We start from the raw sequence: 16,787 nt of genomic DNA on the forward strand, positions 1-16,787 counted from the left end.
GGAATCATCGGAAGTACGGTTGTCTACTTCTGGATCGGGATGCTGTCCACGAAGGCCGTTCAGGTGACATGCCCCAATTGCGGTAAGGTCACCAAGGTCCTCGGGCGTGTAGATATGTGCATGTATTGTAACGAGCCCCTGACACTTGATCCGAACCTTGAAGGTGAAGAATTCGATGAGGATTATAATAAAAGGAAAAGATAAAGCTGAATGAGAAAAGACCTTCAACGGAAGGTCTTTTTTTGATGCGTTAAATAAAAGAAGAATGGTTCTAAATTAGAACCATTCTTCTCTAATGTGTTTCCTTAACTGAACAGTCAGAGCATGTGCCGTAGATTTCCATGCGATGATTGTTCACCTTGAACCCCGTGACATGGGAAGCCAGTTGTTCCACTTCATCAAGGCCAGGATAATGAAAGTCTACGATTTTACCGCAGCCATCGCAAATGACATGATAATGATCGGTCGTCACAAAGTCAAAACGACTGGAGGAATCCCCGTATGTCAGCTCTTTCACTAAACCTACTTCACGGAATACACGTAAATTATTATAAACGGTCGCCACACTCATGTTAGGGAATTTCCCTTCGAGCGCTTTATATATGTCATCGGCAGTTGGATGGGCCATTGAATCAATGAGATACTCTAATATCGCATGACGTTGAGGAGTGATACGGACTCCCGTTTCCTTCAATGTCGAGATTGCTTCTTTCAATTGTCCTTCTTCAGACATCGTCATGCACCTCTTTTCATAAGAATTATTATTTTATAATCTTTATAAATAGTGTACTAATCAACGGTCCCTTTTGTCAATCTTTCGCCCTGTTACTCGTGGAGGTTTTTCTCCTGCTCCCCAAGCTGCTGGTTGATGTATCTGCCTGCTACGAATAGGTAATCGGATAGCCGGTTCAAATACGAAAGGACTAATGGATTGATGTCTTCATCAATTCCTACAGCTTCTCTCTCAGCTCTCCTGACAATCGTTCTTGCAGTATGGAGGGCGGCACCGGCCGGCTGACCACCGGGAAGAATGAAGTTTCGCAGAGGTGTGAGAGAACCGTCCATCCTGTCGATTTGATCTTCCAATTCTTTGATATGTGTTTCATCAAGCTTCCATTTCACTTCTTTTCCAGCAGGAGTAGCAAGTTCTGCCCCGACATGGAAAAGGATCGTTTGCACCTTGTGAAGAAACTCTTCGAATTCTTCTTTACCATCAAAGTATTCAGCCTTGATATAACTCAGACTAAGACCAATCATGGAGTTCGCTTCATCGCAGGTTCCGTAGGCCTCCACACGTTGGTCCTTTTTCGATACGCGGGTTCCATATACCAGGGAAGTCTTCCCTTTGTCTCCAGATTTCGTATAAATTTTCATATTAATAACCCCTCTCTGCATCAATCACGTTAATAAAGTTATCCCTCTTATTACTATATGTAGATAAATTCTTTTTAAAGATTTCAAGTGCCCTTGGCATGTACTTTTTTGTAATGCTTGAAAGGTGGGGTGTCACCGTGATGCCTTCCGTTTTCCAAAAAGGATGACGATCAGCTAACGGCTCTTGCTCAAATACATCCAGATACATATGTTGAATCAACTTCTTTTCCATTACTTCAAGAAGGACGGATTCTTCAACAACGTCACCGCGGCCAATATTGATGAATACAGCAGAATCCTTCATCTGTTCAAAATGATCAAGGTCCAGTATCCCTTTGGTTTGACTCGTACTTGGCAGCACCGAAACAATGTAATCGACTTTCGGGAGCTGATCCCTGAATGTCTCCAAGGTGAACATGCTGTCAAAATGCTCCCCGGGTGAGCCGGTAGAATTCACTCCACTTACATTCATATGGAACGCCTTTGCCAGTCGGGCGATTTCCCCGCCAATGGCCCCGGCTCCAAGAATAAGGAGAGACACTTCATGAAGTTCAGTCGTTGGTAACCTTCTGCTCCACACGGAATCTTTCTCCTGCTGCCATACTGACTGAAGCTGTTTCGCATGCTGAAGCATCAAGCCGATCGTGAACTCCGCCATGGGGATCTTGTGGATTCCCCTTGCATTGGTGACGAGGATCCCCCTTCTTTTGATCGCTTCAAACGGCATTTTTTCGAGTCCCGCCGAAGTGACCATGATCCATTTGCATTTCTTGCTTTTCTCAATATGATCACTCGTTAAATCTTCCCCCATCGTGACGATGACTTCCGCATCGGGAAGCTCACTTTCCGCCTGGTTGATTTTTTTATAAAAAAGGAATTCAACCCCGGGGAAGCTATTCGTTAAATCTGAAACAAATTCTTCTTTCGGTTTAAATGTAAAGATGATTTTCATGTAGTTGCCTCCCATCCCTATTGCCCATTATTTTACCATATAGGAGAGGATTCTCCCTAGTTTCGAGTATCCCCAGGTGCATAAAAAAAGAGGATCGACCTGGTCGATCCTGCTACACGGATGAGACTGACTTATTTGAGGAGGTTGCCCTACTCTTACTATATGTCCTTACAGCTTTTGTGAATGGACAAAAGCCTCAACCCCGTTAAAATAGGCTTGAAAATAGGCTTAGGAAAGGTTCTCTTGAATATATTGCAGAGCCTCTTCGACATGCCCCTTCACTTTCACCTTCCGCCATTCCTTGGAGAGGTTCCCTTCTTTATCAATGATGAAGGTGGAACGCTCGATTCCCATGTATTCTTTCCCGAAGTTTTTCTTCAGCTTCCACACGCCGTATTCCTCTGCCACTTTATGATCTTCATCTACAAGCAGGAGGAACGGGAGTCCATGCTTGTCCACGAATTTCTCATGTTTATCGACGGGGTCCGGGCTTACCCCAAGGATGACGGCATCAAGATCTTCAAAGTTTTCATGCTGATCCCTGAAATCACACGCTTCTGTTGTACACCCTGGCGTCATGTCCTTCGGATAAAAATAAAGGACCACATTTTTCCCTTGATAATCAGATAGCTTCACCTTTTCTCCATTGCTTGCCAGTAATTCAAATTCAGGTGCTTTTTGACCAACTGTCATATATCTTCCCCTCCTAATGGTTATCGTTCTGACTTTAGCGTACCCAATAGGAGGGAAAAACTCAAACCATACGCTACTTATTCTCATAGTGTAAAAAGGACTTCACGACAAAGGCTGCCGGTATCGTATAGCCGAGCCAGGACTCGATAAGGGCGATCCCTCTCCCGATCCCAACAGGGGTTACATCTCCATATCCCACTGAGAAGAGGGTAATGCCGCTGAAATACATAGTAGTAAAAAAATGATCGAGGAAGTCTCCGGAAAGTGGTTTCCCCGCCTCGACTAGAATTTGGATGCCCTCGATCTCAAGGAGCATGAATAACAACCCGAACCCTATCATAATCGTGATGTAACACATTCCCAAAAAGAGAAAATGATGAAGGGAAACATGGTGTTCTTTCCATCGTGAAGGATAAAATAATGCCCGCAGGCTCATGACCATGCAAAATAGAATGAAAAATCCAATGATATACAGCATGTACATACCCTCTTTTTTCTGCTTGTCTTAGTATATGTACGCTTGTCATCGTGGAATCATTCTAGTTACCTGCACCCCTGTACCGTTTCACCCCTTCATTCCAAAGGACGATGGAGAAAATGAAAAATCCTATCCCGACAAATGGAGTGAGGAACGAATACGGATACCATTCAGTCTTTTCAAGAAAAAAGGCAGATGGATATACACCAACGAACGCAAAAGGAAGGATCCAGGTCAGCACAAAACGAATCACGCTATTGTAAATATCGACCGGGTATCTTCCATAGTTTCCGATATTGTACATCATCGGCATGATGGACGTTTTCGCATCCGACCAGAAGCCAATGCTTGCGAGGGCAATGAAGATCCCTGCATAGACGAGGGCCCCTCCCAAGACAAATACGACGAATAGAACCGGTTCATACCATTCGAAGGTGATATCAAGCCTCCCACCTGCGTAGTACATGACGGCCATTCCCGTGATGACGCCAAAAAGGGACTCAAGCTCCATCCGCTCCAATATCACTTGAAATAAACTGTGGATGGGTCTCGTCAGGATCCTGTCGAACTCACCCTTCACTACATACCGGTCGTTAAAGTCCCAGATATTGAAGAAGGAACTGAACAGGGCGAACGGAACAAGAAAAAATCCATAGATGAATATTATTTCATCCCTTGTCCATCCGCTCAACAGCTGCGTGTGACCGAAAACAACAAGGATGAATACAAGATTGACAGCTTGAAACAGTAAATCGGATAATATCTCGACAATCAGATCGGCCCTGTACTGCAGCCTGATCTTCATGTATTGGGCTACATATTGAAAGAACATCTTCACATAAAACACCGGTCACCCTCCTTGAATGATCATTTGTTTTTTTGCCATGACCCAAAGTACTTTAATCGGTATAAGGAGAAGCAGCGACCAAAGGCCCTGCAACATGATCGCGTTGAAGGCTTCCGACGTGGAAAAGCCATTGGTGAAAATCATGCTAGGGACATAACTGATGCTTTGAAAAGGCAGATACTCCATCACGTTTTGGGCCCACAGGGGGAAAAAGTGAATCGGAAGAAGAAGTCCCGAGAATAAATCGATGACGACCCGTTTGGCCCTGATGAGTCCGTCGTTATTAAATAAGAAAAAGGTGGTGATCCCTGTCAGCAAATTGATTTGGGTATTGATGATGAAGCTGAAAAGGATTGAAATGGCGAATAAACCGATTGTGTCAAAACCCGTCCCGATTTGAAGCGGGAAAATCAGACTTACGATGATCATCCCTGGGATGGAGAAAAACACCAAACGGAAGACTCCTTCACCCAGTCCCTGCATCGTCTTCATGCCAAGATAGTTATAAGGCCTGATGAATTCAACGGCCACTTTCCCCTCTTTGATTTCCTGCGCAATTTCACGATCAATATTATTAAAATAAAATGCCCTGGCCATCCACGATACGGCCACATAGGTCGTCATCTGAATGATTGATAATCCTTCAATATCCTGCTTTCCACCATAAATGGCCTGCCACAGGAAATAGTACGCACCGATATTGATACTGTAAATCAGGATTCCACTATAATAATTCGTGCGGTAGGCAAGCATCATCAGAAATCGGATGCGAATCATTTCGATATACTTAGCCATGATCCTTCACCCCGCACATGAGCAGACTCACAGCTTGTTTTCCACCACTCAACTTGTCACAGCCCCTTTTTCATAGATGTTTCGGATGATCTCCTCAGTAGTCGTTTCTTCTATCTTCATATCTTTCACTTTGAAGTTAGCCACGACATCTGTAATGAGCAGTGAGATGACTTCTTCGTTAGCTTCCGTTATGGCTGCATAGGATTGCTTTTTCTCATCAAAACTCCAAGAGATGCTCTGGTTTTTAGTAAGATCCGATAAAGCAGACAGAGAGATTTCATCCAGGAATTGAAAGACGACTTCTTTCTGATCTCCCCAGTTTTCTTTCAGCCGACTCAGTTTACCATCGTAAATGATCTTCCCTTCATCGAGCATCACGACCCGTTCACACAGCGCTTCGATATCGGATAAATCATGGGTCGTAAGTAAAATGGTTGTGTTATATTTCTCATTGATTTCCTTTAAAAACTGACGGATTTTCAATTTCACCAGGACGTCCAATCCGATTGTCGGTTCATCCAGGAAGAGCAATGGTGGATTATGAACAAGTGCAGCGGCGAGTTCACAGCGCATCCGCTGTCCCAGGGATAATTTACGAACAGGCTTGTCCAGGAGAGGCGCAATATCCAGGGTTTCAATCACATGATCCATATGCTCCTTGTATTGTTGATCCGGCACTTTATACACCTTTTTCAGCAGCTGAAAGGACTCCTGCACGGCAATGTCCCACCAGAGCTGTGAACGCTGCCCGAATACGACACCGATCGTCTGTACGAACTTTTCCCGGTCCCGATGGGGGTTCATCCCATTAACTGTTATTTCTCCCCCCGTCGGAGTCAGGATCCCCGTCAGCATTTTAATGGTGGTCGACTTCCCGGCCCCATTTTCACCAATATAACCGACCATCTCACCCTGCTTCACATTAAATGAAATATCGTTCACCGCCGGAACGACTTTATAATTACGCGTAAATAAATCCCTGAAGGCACCCTTCAGCCCTGAACGGCTGGAAAAAGCCTTGAATTCTTTACGCAAATGATTCACTTCGATTGCGTTCATCTTGCGTCCTCCTATATTCCTTTAAAATAGGTTTGTCTTTTAGAAACAAAGAATAGTGTACCACAATGAGCAGACCCTTTTTGAACAGTCTGCTTGAGTGCACCCATTGATTCCCTATTTGCTAAAGTGGAAAAGACCGTACTACAATAGAAAGGTAGTTCATAGACAAATACACTTTTACCGGGAGGAAAATATGAAATTCACTGAATCAGAAACTTTACATACAGAAGCATTGGAGCATATAGTCGGAGGCGTGAACAGCCCATCCCGCTCCTATAAAGCAGTTGGCGGCGGCTCACCTGTTGCCATGGAAAGAGGAAAAGGCGCATACTTCTGGGACGTTGACGGGAACAAATATATCGATTACCTGGCGGCGTACGGTCCCATCATCACGGGACATGCACACCCCCATATCACCGAAGCGATCACTAGAGCCGCGGAAAACGGTGTCCTTTATGGAACTCCTACACGCCACGAAGTGAAATTTGCGAAAATGATAAAGGAAGCCATGCCATACATGGACAAAGTCCGCTTCGTCAATTCAGGTACCGAAGCCGTGATGACGACGATCCGTGTGGCAAGAGCCTATACAGGTAAAGACAAAGTCATCAAGTTTGCGGGCTGTTATCACGGGCATTCGGATCTTGTACTGGTTGCAGCCGGTTCCGGTCCGTCTACGCTCGGAACACCGGATTCTGCAGGGGTTCCGAAAAGCATCGCCCAGGAAGTCATCACCGTTCCATTCAATGACATCGAGCCATTTAAAGAAGCGATGGAAAAATGGGGAGATCAAATCGCCGCTGTCCTTGTGGAACCGATTGTCGGAAACTTCGGGATCGTGGAACCGAAGGAAGGCTTCCTCGAGCAGGTGAATGACATCGCTCATGCGTCCCATTCCCTTGTCATTTATGATGAAGTCATCACAGCATTCCGTTTTACATTCGGGGGTGCCCAGGACATGCTGAAGGTAAAACCGGATCTGACTGCTCTTGGAAAAATCATCGGCGGAGGGCTGCCGATCGGAGCTTACGGCGGGAAGAAAGAAATCATGGAACAGGTGGCACCACTTGGTCCTGCTTACCAGGCTGGAACGATGGCCGGTAATCCCGCCTCTATCCTTTCAGGAATTGCCTGTCTTGAAGTATTAAAAGAAGACGGTGTGTACGAGAAATTAGATCAACTCGGAGAAATGCTTGAAAAAGGGATTTTAGCTGCAGCAGAAAAGCATAACACCCCAATTTCCATCAACAGGCTGAAGGGCGCCCTCACTCTCTACTTTACAACGGAAAAAGTGGAGAACTATGAGCAGGCGGAAGCAACAGATGGAGAGATGTTCGCGAAGTTCTTCAAACTTATGCTCAACCAGGGCATCAATCTTGCTCCATCTAAATATGAAGCATGGTTCCTGACAACGGCCCATACAGAAGAGGATATCAAGGAAACACTCGAAGCTGTAGACCGTGCCTTTGCACAGCTTTAAACACGATCAAAAAGACTGCATGCCATAAGCGTGCAGTCTTTTTTTGATAAAGGATACTAATCCTTTACCTTTTTGCATATCTATGAATTTTGGAGAGTTTGATCCCCATCATAAAAAGGTACATAATTTGTAAAAACTTATTCGAATTTGCCTATTGATATTACTTGTAAGTACATGTATAGTACAGTATTGTTTATTAATACGTTACACAAGAAAGGATTCTAATTCCATGAAACTTGGTGCTCGCATCCTTAAAACGGGAATTGCGATTGTATTAGCTTTACTTGTATCCCAGCTGCTCGGCATACCTTCTCCGGTGTTCGCGGGAATTGCGGCGGTCTTCGCCGTCCAGCCCACCATTTATCGCTCTTATCTATCCATTATCGAACAAATCCAGGGAAACCTGATCGGTGCCGGGATTGCCGTCATATTCGTACTATTATTCGGAAGCAATCCATTGATTGTCGGTCTTGCTGCTGTTATCGCCATTGCTATCATTCTAAAATTTAAGCTGCAGAACACGATCGGTCTTGCACTGGTGACGATGATTGCGATCATGGAAGTGACGGATCAGGACTTCATCCAGTTTGCATTCATCCGTTTCTCCACCATTATGATCGGGGTCTTTTCATCATTCCTTGTGAATCTGGTCTTCCTGCCGCCAAAATATGAAACCAAGCTTTATCATAAAGTATCAGATTCAACAGAGGAAATCCTGAAGTGGATCAGATTAAGTATGAGGCATGCAACAGAGTTCCACCTTTTGAAAAAGGATCTGGAACGCATTAAAGAAAAATTGATAAAGGTCGACCAACTGTATCTTCTGTATAAAGAGGAACGGGATTATTTCAAGAAAAATTCGATTGTCAAAAGCCGGAAGCTCGTGATCTTCAGACAAATGATTTCCTCTACCAATCGAAGTTTTGAAATATTGAAGCGCCTGAATCGCTATGAAAACGAAATCTATCAATTGCCCGACGAATTGCGGGTCGTCATTAAAAATCAACTCGATTGTTTACTGACTTATCATGAACAGCTACTATTGAAATTCCTTGGCAAGATGCATCCCCATGCAGAATCGGAAGCCCAGCAGGATGTATGCCTGCACCGGAAAGAATTGATGAGGATTATGCTTGAAGAGGTCAATCATCATACAAAGGATGACAATATCCATAATTTCCATCTGCTTCATATTTTCTCTGCCATTTTTGAATATGATGAACATCTTGAGCATTTGGAAAAATTGATTACAAGCTTTCAGTCATATCATAAAGAGGATAACGAAGTAGTGATCCGGGAAGAAGAAGAATAAATGGAAAAACGGAGCAAAGGATGATGTCCTTTGCTCCGTTTTTTTAGTTTTTCATTTTCGGATCCAGTGCATCCCTGAGTCCGTCCCCCATCAGGTTAAAGCCTAATACAGTCAGCATGATGGCGAGTCCAGGGAAGATCATCGTCCAAGGTGCCTGCAGCATATACTGTCTTGCATCGGACAGCATTTTACCCCATTCAGGTTCAGGTGCCTGAGCTCCGAGACCAAGGAAGCCAAGTGCTGCCGCTTCAATGATGGCAGTCGCAATGGCAAGTGTTCCCTGCACGATGATCGGAGCCATACTATTCGGCAGTACATGACTGAAAAGAATCCGAACGTCGCTCATCCCGATTGCTTTTGCAGCCATGACATACTCTTCCTGCTTTACACTCAGTACCCGTGAACGGATGAGGCGGCCGAAATTCGGTATATTGATGATGGCGATGGCGATCAGAGCATTTCGGAGTGACGGCCCAAGTGCTGCCACAACAGCGATTGCAAGCAGGATGCTCGGGAATGCAAGCATGATGTCAAAAATACGGGAAATGATCGTATCGACCCATCTTCCATAATAACCCGCTACGATCCCCAGTAAACTTCCGATCACGGAAGAACCGATGACGGCGAAGAAACCGACCCATAACGAGATACGCGCACCATGGATGATACGTGATAAAATATCACGGCCAAAATCATCCGTACCCAGCCAATGCTCTGAAGACGGTGCCTGCAGCCTTTTGGATAAATCCTGTTCATTGATCCCCTGCGGTGCAATGAGTGGTGCTGCAATCGCCAGGATGACAAAGAACAGGACGATACAAAATCCGACTAAAGCAATTTTATTCTTAGTGAAGCTTTTCCAGGCTTCCTTCCAGGGAGAAACCGTTTCTTCTTCCAGGGAAGGATGAAGCTCCTTTTGCGGTTCTGCTAATTCTGCCATGAGAGTTCACCTCTTTCTTCATTGATGTTAGTTGTATTTAATACGCGGATCGACAGCCGCATACAGTAAGTCGACAATTAAGTTAATCGTGACAAAGATTGTGGCGACGACCAGGATTCCGGATTGTACGACTGGGTAATCACGGTAACCGATCGCTTCGTATATATAACGTCCGATTCCAGGCCAGCCGAAGATGGTCTCGGTCAAGATCGCACCGCCGAGGAGAAGACCCATCTGTAAACCAATGACCGTCAGGACCGGGATGATGGCATTTTTCAAAGAATGCTTGTACACGACCCAGAACATTTTCAATCCTTTGGCACGAGCTGTACGAATATAATCCGAACGCATAACTTCCAACATACTTGAGCGTGTCATCCGGGCAATGATGGCCATCGGGATGGTCGCTAAGGCAATCCCCGGCAGGATGATGTGTTTCAATACGTCACCGAGCTGATCGAAACGCCCCTGCATGATCGTATCGAGAATATAGAAATTGGTTATGGAATCAACGGGATTCCGTATATTCTCCCTTCCCGTTGTAGGCAGGATGTCAAGCTGAATGCCGAATGTCCATTGCTCCATCAGCCCTAACCAGAAAATCGGCATGGAAACACCGATAAGAGCCAGGATCATGGCCGTATAGTCGAACCAGGAGTTCTGGAACCATGCACTGATGATCCCTGCATTCACACCTATGACAATCGCAATGATGATGGCTACGATGGCAAGCTCAGCTGTAGCGGCCAGATAAGGCCAGATTTCGGTTGACACTTCCGTCTTTGTTCGGAGGGAACTCCCTAAATCCCCGGTCAACAGCCCTTTTAAATAATCAATGTATTGGATATACCAGGCATTATCGAGACCGAGCTGATCCCTTAATGCTGCAACGGCTTCTTTCGTTGCCTGCTGCCCCAGTATCACCTGAGCGGGATCTCCCGGAATGGCACGGATGATCGAAAAAACGATAAGAGTCATCCCGAGTAATACCGGAATGAGCTGCAGTAGTCGACGAATGGTGTATTGGAACATTTTGTTCACCTCTCTGAGTGGAGATTCTGATTAACTAGTAAAAATAATAAGATTGCTTGTCGGGGCTGAACAGTCGGCTCCGCTTTTCTATGTACAAAGGGGAGAAATCTGCGATGTCTCCCCTTTGGTTTGTTGCTTATTACTCCATGTCTACTGCGCCTAACCAGTCGGAACCGGTTGGATGCGGCTTGAAGTTTTTAAGTGCTGCGCTTCCTGCAAGCAGTGGTGTAGAGTGAGCAAGTGGTACCCACGGAGCATCCTCATGGATGATTTCCTGGGCTTTCTTGTACAGCTCTTCACGTTTTCCAGGATCTACTTCTGTTTGGGCATCGATCAGGATTTTGTGTACCTCATCGTTTTTGTAGTAAGAGTAGTTGTTGCTGCCGATATTGTCTTGGTCAAGTAAAACATATAGGAAGTTATCAGCGTCTCCATTATCACCGGTCCAGCCGAGTAAGAATGCATCCGCTTCTCCATTTTTCGCTTTTTCAAGGTAAGTCGCCCACTCGTAAGATACGATTTTGGCCTTTACTCCTACTTCAGCAAGATCCGCTTGAATTGCTTCTGCAACTTTTTGGCCGTCCGGCATGTATGGACGTGGTACAGGCATTGCCCATAGTTCCATATCAAATCCGTCTTTCAGACCCGCTTCAGCAAGAAGTTCTTTCGCTTTTTCAGGGTTGTACTCATAAGGCTCGATATCATCATTGTATCCGCCGATTACCGGAGGCATCGGGTTTTTGGCCATTTCCGCTTTTCCTTCGAAGAATGCATCAATGATCTCCTGCTTGTTGATGGCATAGTTGATCGCCTGACGTACTTTAGGATCATCAAAAGGTTTACGCGTAGATGTTAAACCTAAGTATCCAACGTTCATGGATGGACGTTCGAATAATTGCAGGTTGTCATCACCTTCGACTTTGCTTGCGTCACTTGGGTTTACACCATCAGCAAGATCGATTTCACCTGAAACCAGCGCATTCAGACGGGCTGAGTTTTCAGGGATCGATTTGAATACCACTTGATCTAATTTTGGTAGATCTTTATTCCAGTAGTCTTCATTTTTCTCGATGACGATTTTGTCATTACGCTTCCACTCAACAAATTTGAAAGGACCAGTCCCCGCATCTGTCGGCGCTTCAGCAAGCTTGTCACCCAGTTCATCAATTGCTTTCGGGCTTACGATCGCAAATGGGCTCATGGCAATGTTTTTCAAGAATGGTGCTTGAGGACGCTTTAATACGAATTCGACCGTCATGTCGTCAGCCGCTTTCACTTCTTTGATCACATGACCTTCATCACCTTTAAAACCGCCAAACATAGAACCGTAGTAAGGGAATTGATCAGCATTCCCGTTCATCCAGCGTTCGAAGTTCTTCACAACGGCTTCTGCATTGAAATCTGTGCCGTCCTGGAATTTCACTCCCTCACGAAGCATGAATTTGTAGTTCAACCCATCATCGGATACTTCCCACTTTTCAGCTAATCCAGGGTTTACTTCTGTATCCTGCTCTCCGAATTTCACAAGAGTTTCGAAGATGTTCTTCGTTACTTTAAATGATTCCCCGTCCGTTACTGTTCCCGGATCAAGAGCGACAGAGTCTCCCCCGCGACCGAAGATCAATACTTTGGGATCTCCCTTATCTCCACTGTTGCCGCCGTCACCTGAAGATTTTTCATCTCCTCCACATCCGTAAAGCGCGGATGATACGAGCAGGATGAGCAGCATTAAAATTGACCAGCTTTTTTTCCTCAACTAAATCCCCTCCTGAATAATGTTTATATACTTATGAGACTTGTCTTCTAGTAAAGATGACAAGCTACATAATGCCCTGGTTGGTGTTCCTTGAATTCCGGCACTTTCTGTTTGCAGATGTCCGTTGCATGCGGGCACCTGGTATGGAATGTGCAGCCGCTCGGCGGGTTGGACGGACTCGGGATGTCTCCCTGTAAGAGAATGGTTTCCCTTTTGAAATCCGGATCCGGTACGGGTACCGCCGACAGGAGCGCCTGGGTGTATGGATGAAGAGGCTTTTCATAGAGATTCTCACTCTCGCTCAGTTCCACCATTTTCCCGAGATACATCACGCCCACACGGTCGCTTATATGTCTGACCACCCCGAGATCATGTGCGATAAATATATAGGTGAGTCCGAATTCTTTTTGTAGATCCTGCATTAGATTCAATACCTGTGACTGAATGGATACGTCTAGGGCAGACACAGGCTCATCGGCTATGATGAGTTTCGGCTTCGTCATGAGCGCCCTGGCAATCCCGATCCTCTGCCTTTGTCCTCCACTGAATTGATGCGGATAACGTTTAGCATGATAGCTGCTTAAGCCGACGATGTTGAGGAGTTCATGAACCCTTTCTTTTCTTTCCTTGGCCGAACCCATTCCATGAACCTTGAGGGGTTCTTCGAGGATCTTCTCTACCGTATGTCTGGGATTCAAGGATGCAAAGGGATCCTGAAAGACCATTTGCATTTCCCTGCGAATCTTCCTCATGTCCGAGTTTGATAGACTTGTAAGCTCACGATCTTCAAATGTCACTTTGCCTTCGGATGGGTCGATGAGTCTCATGAGCATTCTGCCCGTCGTCGACTTTCCACATCCACTTTCCCCTACGATTCCAAGGGTTTCTCCTTTATTGACCGTAAAAGAGACCCCGTCCACTGCTTTAACAGAACTGACGGGTCGTCCAAGGATCCCCCCTGTGATTGGAAAATGTTTCTTAAGATTCTCAACCTTTAGCAACGGTTCCGTCATAAACTCCCTCCTCCGCTTCATCGAACAGGAAGCATCGTGTGCAATGTCCTTGTGATGTTTCATATAATTCCGGTGTTTCCACTAAACAGCGATCGTATGCTGCATCACAGCGGGCTGCAAATCGGCAGCCTGTCTTGATCGATCCCGGCTTTGGAACATTTCCCTGGATCGAATGCAGTCGTTGCTGCTTGATGCGCATGTCGGGTACAGATTGTATCAGGCCTTTCGTGTAAGGATGCTGAGGGTTCTTGAAGATTTCTTCAACAGTTCCCTCTTCCACCACCTTGCCTGAGTACATGACAACGACCCGTTCACATGTTTCTGCCACAACCCCAAGATCATGTGTGATCAAGAGTACGGCTGTGTTCAGTTCCTTATTTAACTTCTTCATTAATTTTAAAATTTGGGCCTGGATCGTCACGTCCAATGCCGTTGTAGGTTCGTCTGCTATCAGGACGCGGGGATCGCACACCATCGCCATGGCGATCATGACCCTTTGTCTCATCCCTCCGGATAATTGGTGAGGGTATTCCTTGATCAATTCTTCAGATCTCGGCAAGCCGACCATTTTCATGATGTCGACGGCCTTTTCCCTTGCCTGTTTCTTTCCTACTTTTGTATGTATGCGTATTGCTTCGATTAATTGATCTCCTATGGTAAAGACGGGGTTCAACGATGTCATCGGTTCCTGGAAAATCATCGCTATGTCATTGCCCCGGATATCTCTCATCCGCTTTTCGGAAGCCTGTGTCAGGTCTTCATCTTTATAAAGGATTTTTCCGCCGACGATTTTCCCTGGCGGCTTCGGTACGAGACCCATGATGGATAAGGAGGTAACACTTTTCCCGCATCCACTTTCCCCGACAATCCCGAGCACCTCCCCTTCGTTCACATGAAAACTAACTCCATCGACTGCAGGAACTTCTCCATCATCCGTAAAAAAGGAGGTCCTCAAATCTTCCACTTTCAGTAAAGGACGCTGTTCGCTCATTCAAATCCTCCTCTTCGAAACTATCTCTCTTTTCTTAATTGTGTTTATTTTCTAAATTTTATATGTCTCTTATTATACAAGATGTTACAAATGTTGCAATCCATTTTCAGAATTTTTCTGCAAGAAGTCGATATTCCCATTTCATTTCAATATATGACCAATTAACCCTTTCATTCCTTCCATATAAAGTTATTTAGTCCTACTTTTTTCACGTCGCACCTGAAATAAGTTTGATATGTATTTTGGGAAAACAAAAAAAGTCATGACATTTATCACAGAAATCGTGATATGTCATGACTTTCATTGTTATTGGTCAAGCTGTTGCACTTGGAAGAGTTTGTAGTAGTGACCTTGCTTCTTCATTAAATCTTCGTGTGTCCCCATTTCGACAACTTCCCCATGCTCCATGTGGATGATCCGGTCCGCATGAGTGATCGTGGAGAGTCGATGGGCCACGATAAAGGTCGTTCGGTCTTTTGCCAGGACTTCAAGGGATTCCTGGATGAGGTGTTCACTTTCTAAATCAAGGGCAGATGTCGCTTCATCCAGGATGAGGATCGGCGGATTCTTCAGGAATACCCTTGCAATCGCCACCCTTTGCTTCTGACCACCTGACAGCTTCACGCCACGCTCCCCTACGCGGGTATCGTAGCCTTGGGGCAATTTCATAATGAAGTCATGAGCATTCGCCGCTTTCGCCGCCTCGATGACCTCTTCATCCGTCGCTTCGGGATTACCGAACTTAATATTCATCTTGACGGACTCACTAAAGAGGATATTATCCTGCAGTACCATTCCGATGTTGTCCCGCAAAGATCTGACCTGGAACTTCCTGATGTCCGTACCGTCTAAAAGGATTTCCCCTTCGGTAACGTCATAGAAGCGGGGTATCAGACTGACGAAGGATGATTTACCCCCGCCGCTCATACCGACCAGCGCAACGGTTTCCCCCGTCTTAATATCCAGGTTGAGATTCCGGAGCACTCTCTCTTCATCCGATTCATATCGAAAAGAGACATTGTTGAACTGGATATCCCCCTGTACATTTTCACACGGAACCGCGCCGGGCTCATCATCGATATCATACTTTTCATCCATGAATTCAAAGACACGATCCATGGAAGCAATCGATTGAGTCAGTGTTGTAGATGAGTTCACCAGTCGTCTGAGCGGGCCATACAGGCGGTCGATATACGCAATGAAGGCAGCCATCGTACCAATGGTAAGGTCTCCATTGATCACTTGCAGCCCGGCATAACCTATGATGATCAATGGTGAGATATCCGTGATCGTATTGACGACCGCGAACGCCTTTGCATTCCAGCTTGTCTGCTTTAATGCCTTCGTCAGGAAATTATGATTCTGATCCTGGAATTGCTTCTGTTCATAATCTTCAACAGCAAAGCTCTTGATGACAGCCATTCCCTGGACCCGCTCATGCAAATGACTTTGAACTTCTGCAAGGGCCTGGGAACGATCTCTCGTCAAGCCCCTTAACCTTCCGAAGAAATAACGGACACTGAAGGCGTAGAATGGAAAAGCGATGAGCGACACAAGTGTGAGCGAAACATCCATCGTGAACATGATGGACAGGGCGATCACAATGGTGGCCGCATCCAGCCAAAGATTCATCAGCCCGGTGATGACGAAATTCTTCGTCTGCTCCACGTCATTGATGACCCTTGATATGACTTCCCCCGCCCTGGTATTCGAATAATACTTAAAGCTGAGTCTCTGAATATGCGAGAATAGATAATCCCTCAAATCATACAGGATCTTGTTGCCTGTCCACTGTGCAAAGTACTGTCTGTAATACTCAACAGGCGGCCGTACGAGAAGGAACAGGACAAGCATGATTCCCATGATCATGAGTAGCTGACTTGTCTTCTCATCGGCTGTCAGTCCTTTAGCCCCGACGATATCATCAATGACATATTTGATTAATACGGGGATCAATAAAGGGATGGTGAATTTAATGATGCCTATGAATAATGTACCTATGATCTGCCATTTATAAGGTTTGACAAACTGAAGGTACCGTTTGATACTGTCCAAGTGATTACTC

17 protein-coding genes (1 of these 17 cut by a window edge) are annotated in these 16,787 nt (G+C 45.4%); 3 read left to right on the forward strand and 14 right to left on the reverse strand.

From position 1 onward, the window contains the following. Positions 1–204, forward strand: the 3' portion of a protein-coding gene (locus ATG71_RS20520) for a YgzB family protein (RefSeq protein WP_034762624.1). The gene continues 147 nt to the left of window position 1, outside the view; the window shows 204 of its 351 coding nt (coding positions 148–351); the start codon falls outside the window, past its left edge; it ends in the stop codon at positions 202–204. Between the two features lie 88 nt (positions 205–292). On the opposite strand, the gene perR is transcribed toward ATG71_RS20520, so the two are convergent. From perR to ATG71_RS20560, 8 genes are all read right to left on the reverse strand, one after another. Further along, positions 293–733 carry a peroxide-responsive transcriptional repressor PerR gene (gene perR, locus ATG71_RS20525; protein ID WP_483295318.1) on the reverse strand — a complete coding sequence of 147 codons (441 nt, stop codon included), beginning with the start codon at positions 731–733 and terminating at the stop codon, positions 293–295. A 92-nt stretch (positions 734–825) separates the two neighbouring features. Beyond that, positions 826–1,374, reverse strand: coding sequence for a cob(I)yrinic acid a,c-diamide adenosyltransferase (locus ATG71_RS20530; protein ID WP_098441246.1), 549 nt, complete (start codon positions 1,372–1,374; stop codon positions 826–828). A 1-nt stretch (position 1,375) separates the two neighbouring features. Beyond that, on the reverse strand, positions 1,376–2,326 hold the full coding sequence (locus ATG71_RS20535) for a D-2-hydroxyacid dehydrogenase (protein WP_098441247.1): 951 nt from the start codon (positions 2,324–2,326) through the stop codon (positions 1,376–1,378). A 228-nt stretch (positions 2,327–2,554) separates the two neighbouring features. Continuing rightward, positions 2,555–3,019 carry a thioredoxin-dependent thiol peroxidase gene (gene bcp / locus ATG71_RS20540; RefSeq protein WP_034762614.1) on the reverse strand — a complete coding sequence of 155 codons (465 nt, stop codon included), beginning with the start codon at positions 3,017–3,019 and terminating at the stop codon, positions 2,555–2,557. A gap of 73 nt (positions 3,020–3,092) precedes the next feature. Further along, positions 3,093–3,497 (reverse strand): ion channel, encoded by a 405-nt coding sequence (locus ATG71_RS20545; protein ID WP_098441248.1) that lies wholly within the window; start codon positions 3,495–3,497, stop codon positions 3,093–3,095. Between the two features lie 61 nt (positions 3,498–3,558). Further along, complete coding sequence (locus tag ATG71_RS20550; protein ID WP_098441249.1) at positions 3,559–4,344, reverse strand: ABC transporter permease; 786 nt, start codon at positions 4,342–4,344, stop codon at positions 3,559–3,561. A 3-nt stretch (positions 4,345–4,347) separates the two neighbouring features. Then, positions 4,348–5,139, reverse strand: a complete 792-nt coding sequence (locus tag ATG71_RS20555; protein WP_098441250.1) for an ABC transporter permease — start codon at positions 5,137–5,139, stop codon at positions 4,348–4,350. Between the two features lie 48 nt (positions 5,140–5,187). Then, positions 5,188–6,198, reverse strand: coding sequence for an ABC transporter ATP-binding protein (locus ATG71_RS20560; RefSeq protein WP_098441251.1), 1,011 nt, complete (start codon positions 6,196–6,198; stop codon positions 5,188–5,190). Between the two features lie 193 nt (positions 6,199–6,391). Here ATG71_RS20560 and ATG71_RS20565 point away from each other — a divergent pair, with 193 nt between their 5' ends. Both ATG71_RS20565 and ATG71_RS20570 read left to right on the forward strand, forming a co-directional pair. Further along, positions 6,392–7,678, forward strand: a complete 1,287-nt coding sequence (locus tag ATG71_RS20565; RefSeq protein ID WP_098441252.1) for a glutamate-1-semialdehyde 2,1-aminomutase — start codon at positions 6,392–6,394, stop codon at positions 7,676–7,678. A gap of 229 nt (positions 7,679–7,907) precedes the next feature. Beyond that, positions 7,908–8,990: an FUSC family protein gene (locus tag ATG71_RS20570; protein ID WP_098441253.1), complete on the forward strand. Its 1,083-nt coding sequence runs from the start codon at positions 7,908–7,910 to the stop codon at positions 8,988–8,990. 43 nt (positions 8,991–9,033) lie between these two features. Here ATG71_RS20570 and nikC read toward each other — a convergent pair whose 3' ends face one another. From nikC to ATG71_RS20600, 6 genes are all read right to left on the reverse strand, one after another. Next, positions 9,034–9,930, reverse strand: a complete 897-nt coding sequence (nikC, locus tag ATG71_RS20575) for a nickel transporter permease (RefSeq protein ID WP_098441254.1) — start codon at positions 9,928–9,930, stop codon at positions 9,034–9,036. A gap of 27 nt (positions 9,931–9,957) precedes the next feature. Further along, positions 9,958–10,962, reverse strand: a complete 1,005-nt coding sequence (locus tag ATG71_RS20580) for an ABC transporter permease (RefSeq protein WP_034762595.1) — start codon at positions 10,960–10,962, stop codon at positions 9,958–9,960. A gap of 139 nt (positions 10,963–11,101) precedes the next feature. Then, the gene (locus tag ATG71_RS20585; protein ID WP_098441922.1) at positions 11,102–12,691 is read right to left on the reverse strand and encodes an ABC transporter substrate-binding protein; all 1,590 of its coding nucleotides are present in this window, start codon (positions 12,689–12,691) and stop codon (positions 11,102–11,104) included. Positions 12,692–12,765: 74 nt separating this feature from the next. Then, entirely contained in the window at positions 12,766–13,731 is a 966-nt protein-coding gene (locus ATG71_RS20590; protein ID WP_098441255.1) for an ABC transporter ATP-binding protein, read from the reverse strand. Next, complete coding sequence (locus ATG71_RS20595; protein WP_098441256.1) at positions 13,706–14,722, reverse strand: ABC transporter ATP-binding protein; 1,017 nt, start codon at positions 14,720–14,722, stop codon at positions 13,706–13,708. The genes ATG71_RS20590 and ATG71_RS20595 overlap by 26 nt, the downstream gene beginning before the upstream one ends. Before the next feature lie 306 nt (positions 14,723–15,028). Continuing rightward, positions 15,029–16,777 carry an ABC transporter ATP-binding protein gene (locus ATG71_RS20600; RefSeq protein ID WP_098441257.1) on the reverse strand — a complete coding sequence of 583 codons (1,749 nt, stop codon included), beginning with the start codon at positions 16,775–16,777 and terminating at the stop codon, positions 15,029–15,031. Between the last annotated feature and the right edge of the window lie 10 nt (positions 16,778–16,787).

The organism is Bacillus sp. es.034 (assembly GCF_002563655.1).
In the GTDB taxonomy this organism is placed as follows: domain Bacteria; phylum Bacillota; class Bacilli; order Bacillales; family Bacillaceae_B; genus Rossellomorea.

Coding starts and splice junctions, on each gene's coding strand:
- perR (WP_483295318.1), bottom strand. CDS start 733: ATGTCTGAAGAAGGACAATTGAAAGAAGCAATCTCGACATTGAAGGAA.
- ATG71_RS20530 (WP_098441246.1), bottom strand. CDS start 1,374: ATGAAAATTTATACGAAATCTGGAGACAAAGGGAAGACTTCCCTGGTA.
- ATG71_RS20535 (WP_098441247.1), bottom strand. CDS start 2,326: ATGAAAATCATCTTTACATTTAAACCGAAAGAAGAATTTGTTTCAGAT.
- bcp (WP_034762614.1), bottom strand. CDS start 3,019: ATGACAGTTGGTCAAAAAGCACCTGAATTTGAATTACTGGCAAGCAAT.
- ATG71_RS20545 (WP_098441248.1), bottom strand. CDS start 3,497: ATGCTGTATATCATTGGATTTTTCATTCTATTTTGCATGGTCATGAGC.
- ATG71_RS20555 (WP_098441250.1), bottom strand. CDS start 5,139: ATGGCTAAGTATATCGAAATGATTCGCATCCGATTTCTGATGATGCTT.
- ATG71_RS20560 (WP_098441251.1), bottom strand. CDS start 6,198: ATGAACGCAATCGAAGTGAATCATTTGCGTAAAGAATTCAAGGCTTTT.
- ATG71_RS20565 (WP_098441252.1), top strand. CDS start 6,392: ATGAAATTCACTGAATCAGAAACTTTACATACAGAAGCATTGGAGCAT.
- ATG71_RS20570 (WP_098441253.1), top strand. CDS start 7,908: ATGAAACTTGGTGCTCGCATCCTTAAAACGGGAATTGCGATTGTATTA.
- nikC (WP_098441254.1), bottom strand. CDS start 9,930: ATGGCAGAATTAGCAGAACCGCAAAAGGAGCTTCATCCTTCCCTGGAA.
- ATG71_RS20580 (WP_034762595.1), bottom strand. CDS start 10,962: ATGTTCCAATACACCATTCGTCGACTACTGCAGCTCATTCCGGTATTA.
- ATG71_RS20585 (WP_098441922.1), bottom strand. CDS start 12,691: ATGCTGCTCATCCTGCTCGTATCATCCGCGCTTTACGGATGTGGAGGA.
- ATG71_RS20590 (WP_098441255.1), bottom strand. CDS start 13,731: ATGACGGAACCGTTGCTAAAGGTTGAGAATCTTAAGAAACATTTTCCA.
- ATG71_RS20595 (WP_098441256.1), bottom strand. CDS start 14,722: ATGAGCGAACAGCGTCCTTTACTGAAAGTGGAAGATTTGAGGACCTCC.